Origin of the sequence: Burkholderia sp. Ac-20392, assembly GCF_017104585.1 — a bacterium.
GTDB classification, from domain to species: Bacteria; Pseudomonadota; Gammaproteobacteria; order Burkholderiales; family Burkholderiaceae; genus Burkholderia; species Burkholderia lata.
Window position 1 is genome coordinate 1 of the sequence record NZ_JAAGPB010000835.1, and the last position, 2,480, is coordinate 2,480.

Consider the following 2,480-nt stretch of genomic DNA (forward strand, 5'->3'; position numbering starts at 1 on the left):
ACGCACCGCTCAGCACGGCCGCGCCGAGCACGAACGCGCGCCGCCTGCCGTACAGGTCGCCGACGAGGCCGCCCGTGAGCAGCAGCACCGCATACGCGAGGTTGTACGCGTCGATGACCCATTGCAGCGCGCCGACGCGTGCGCCGAACGCGGTGCCGATCGGTTCGGTCGCGAGATTGACGATCGCGGTGTCGATCTGCGCGATCAGCACCGCGATGCACAGCGCCGGCAGCACGAGGCGGCGCCGGGCCGGCGTGGCGGGTTCGGTCGCGCCGGCGGACGCATGGCGGATCGTCGGGTTCATCGGTGTGCTCCTGTTCGTGCGTCGCGCCGCCGGCTGGCGGCAACGATGCGGTTCATGCGGTATCGAGTCGTTGCCGCAACGTGCCGGTCATCACGCTTCACGCCACTACCGCCCGGCGCCAGCCGGCACACCCGCATCACGCGAGCGCTCGATGTCCGGGCTGCGATATGCGCGCTCGGGAATCTCGGCGAGTCGCGACGCATGCACCTGATGTGGCGTGAGGCCGTAGAACTTCTGGAAACTCATGATCAGCGGCGACCACTTGTCCGGATCGATGCGGTCCGGATGACCGTCCATCAGCAGGTCGGGATGCACGTGCACGCGCTGGATGCGCACTTCGAACACGCGGATATGGCCGCGTACGTCGGGCGCTTCTTCACCGATTCCATGCGTGGCCGCGACGACCGCTTCCATGTGCACCGGGCATTCGAGCGCACGCGGCGGTGCGACGGTCTGCGAGGCCGCCTCGGTGAGCCCGGCCGTGCCGAACTTGTCGGGTTCGTACACGTAGCCCTTCGCGCGCTTGCCGTCCGGCACCGGGTAGGTGCCCGTCGTGCGCGCGATCCGGTCGACCGCGTGGGCCTGTGCCGACGACGGCAGGTTCAGCACGCACTCGCCGGTGCGCAGCAGGTTGCGGGTGGTCTGCGAACTGGCGGCGATGCCGATCACGCCGCGCCAGCCGAGCCAGAACGCGGACGAGATCGGCGCGAGATTGGCCGTGCCGTCTTCGTTCAGCGTGCTGACCAGCACGACGGGTGTGCCGAAATAGAGGATGTTCGGTTCGGTGACGCAATGCGGAGCGTTCATGGTCGGTGCCTTCGTTGAGGGATCAGTCCGCATGCTGATCCTGTCGCGACGGCGCGGCGCTCCGAATCTTGTCGTGTCATTCCGGAGGGAGCGCGCGGACGGCATGTGCGCCGGGCCGGACCCTCCGGCACCGCGCACGCTTTTCCGCTACAGTAAGAGGTCGCAGGCCGCACCCGCCGCATCGCACGGGCGCGCGGCCCTGTTCCGCCAACGCACACGAGGGCCTGATGGATACCGAGCAACGCTACACCGCCAACGCGCCGACGCGCGCGGAAGTCGACGCACTGAGCGGCCCAACCGTCATCGAATTCGGTGCGAACTGGTGCGGGATCTGCGCGGGCGCGCAGCCGGCGATCGTGGCGTCGTTTTCCGCGCATCCCGCCGTGCGGCACCTGAAGATCGAGGATGGCCCGGGCCGCCCGCTTGGCCGCTCGTTCGGCGTGAAGCTGTGGCCCACCTTGGTGTTCCTGCGCGATGGTGTCGAAGTCGCGCGCGTCGTGCGCCCGGCCGACGCGAAGCAGATCGAAGCCGACGGCTTCGCCGCGCTGGCCTGAGGTTATAGCGATGCAACAGGCGATCACGCACATCGGCATCGACACGCGCGGCAGCGGCCTCGTCGAATTCACGTCGCAGGTGCGCGCCTTCGTCGACCAGCAGGCGATCCGCACCGGCCTGCTCACCGTGTTCTGCCGCCATACGTCGGCATCGCTGCTGATCCAGGAGAATGCCGATTCGTCGGTGCAGCGCGACATCGAACGCTACTTCGCGACGCTCGCCCCCGAGGACGCCACGCGCTACGAGCACGACACCGAAGGCGGCGACGACATGCCGGCGCACCTGCGCACGGCGCTCACGCAGGTGCAATTGTCGATCCCGGTCGAGCAGGGGCGCATGGTGCTCGGCACTTGGCAGGGCATCTATCTGTTCGAGCATCGCCGCGCAGCGCACCGCCGCGATATCGTGCTGCATCTGATCGGCGAGTAAGCGGGCGCACACGGCAACGACATCGCCGGCGCCCCGTCTCAGGCGAGCATCTTCTCGACGAGCGCGCCGAGTTCGCGCAGGTGGACGGGCTTCGGCAGGAATTCGTCGAACACCTGCTTGTTCTCGCGCAGCGCGGCCGATTCATATGCGCTGACGCCGAGGATCGCCGGATGCCGGCCATCGTCGTCGGGTACCGCGACCGTGCGAATCCGCCGTGCGACCTCGAAGCCGCTCAAGTCCGGCAGCTCGAGATCGAGCACGACGATGTCGTAATGACCCGTACCGAAGCGCGCGACGCCTTCCTGCCCGGTGCCGCACAGATCGGCTTCGATGCCGAGCGCCGACAGCATCGCGCCGAGCGTTTCGCGCGCGTTGTCGTCGTCGT

At 68.3% G+C, this 2,480-nt stretch carries 5 protein-coding genes; 2 read left to right on the forward strand and 3 right to left on the reverse strand.

Annotated elements, in window-relative coordinates:
- Together G3N99_RS38770 and G3N99_RS38775 are read right to left on the reverse strand one after the other, a co-directional pair.
- Positions 1-304 (reverse strand): MFS transporter (locus G3N99_RS38770; RefSeq protein WP_206125037.1); only part of this gene is annotated, 304 nt, incomplete at its 3' end.
- 105 nt (positions 305-409) lie between these two features.
- The gene (locus G3N99_RS38775) at positions 410-1,111 is read right to left on the reverse strand and encodes a flavin reductase family protein (protein WP_174981123.1); all 702 of its coding nucleotides are present in this window, start codon (positions 1,109-1,111) and stop codon (positions 410-412) included.
- 227 nt (positions 1,112-1,338) lie between these two features.
- Here G3N99_RS38775 and G3N99_RS38780 point away from each other — a divergent pair, with 227 nt between their 5' ends.
- Positions 1,339-1,665: a thioredoxin family protein gene (locus G3N99_RS38780; protein ID WP_206125038.1), complete on the forward strand. Its 327-nt coding sequence runs from the start codon at positions 1,339-1,341 to the stop codon at positions 1,663-1,665.
- 10 nt (positions 1,666-1,675) lie between these two features.
- On the forward strand, positions 1,676-2,095 hold the full coding sequence (locus G3N99_RS38785) for a secondary thiamine-phosphate synthase enzyme YjbQ (protein WP_206125039.1): 420 nt from the start codon (positions 1,676-1,678) through the stop codon (positions 2,093-2,095).
- Positions 2,096-2,133: 38 nt separating this feature from the next.
- On the opposite strand, the gene G3N99_RS38790 is transcribed toward G3N99_RS38785, so the two are convergent.
- The coding region (locus G3N99_RS38790) for a response regulator (protein WP_206125040.1) at positions 2,134-2,480 on the reverse strand (347 nt) is incomplete at its 5' end.

What these genes read in the sequence shown, in the direction of transcription:
- G3N99_RS38780 (WP_206125038.1), top strand. Translation starts at nt 1,339, where the DNA reads ATGGATACCGAGCAACGCTACACCGCCAACGCGCCGACGCGCGCGGAA.
- G3N99_RS38785 (WP_206125039.1), top strand. Translation starts at nt 1,676, where the DNA reads ATGCAACAGGCGATCACGCACATCGGCATCGACACGCGCGGCAGCGGC.
- G3N99_RS38775 (WP_174981123.1), bottom strand. Translation starts at nt 1,111, where the DNA reads ATGAACGCTCCGCATTGCGTCACCGAACCGAACATCCTCTATTTCGGC.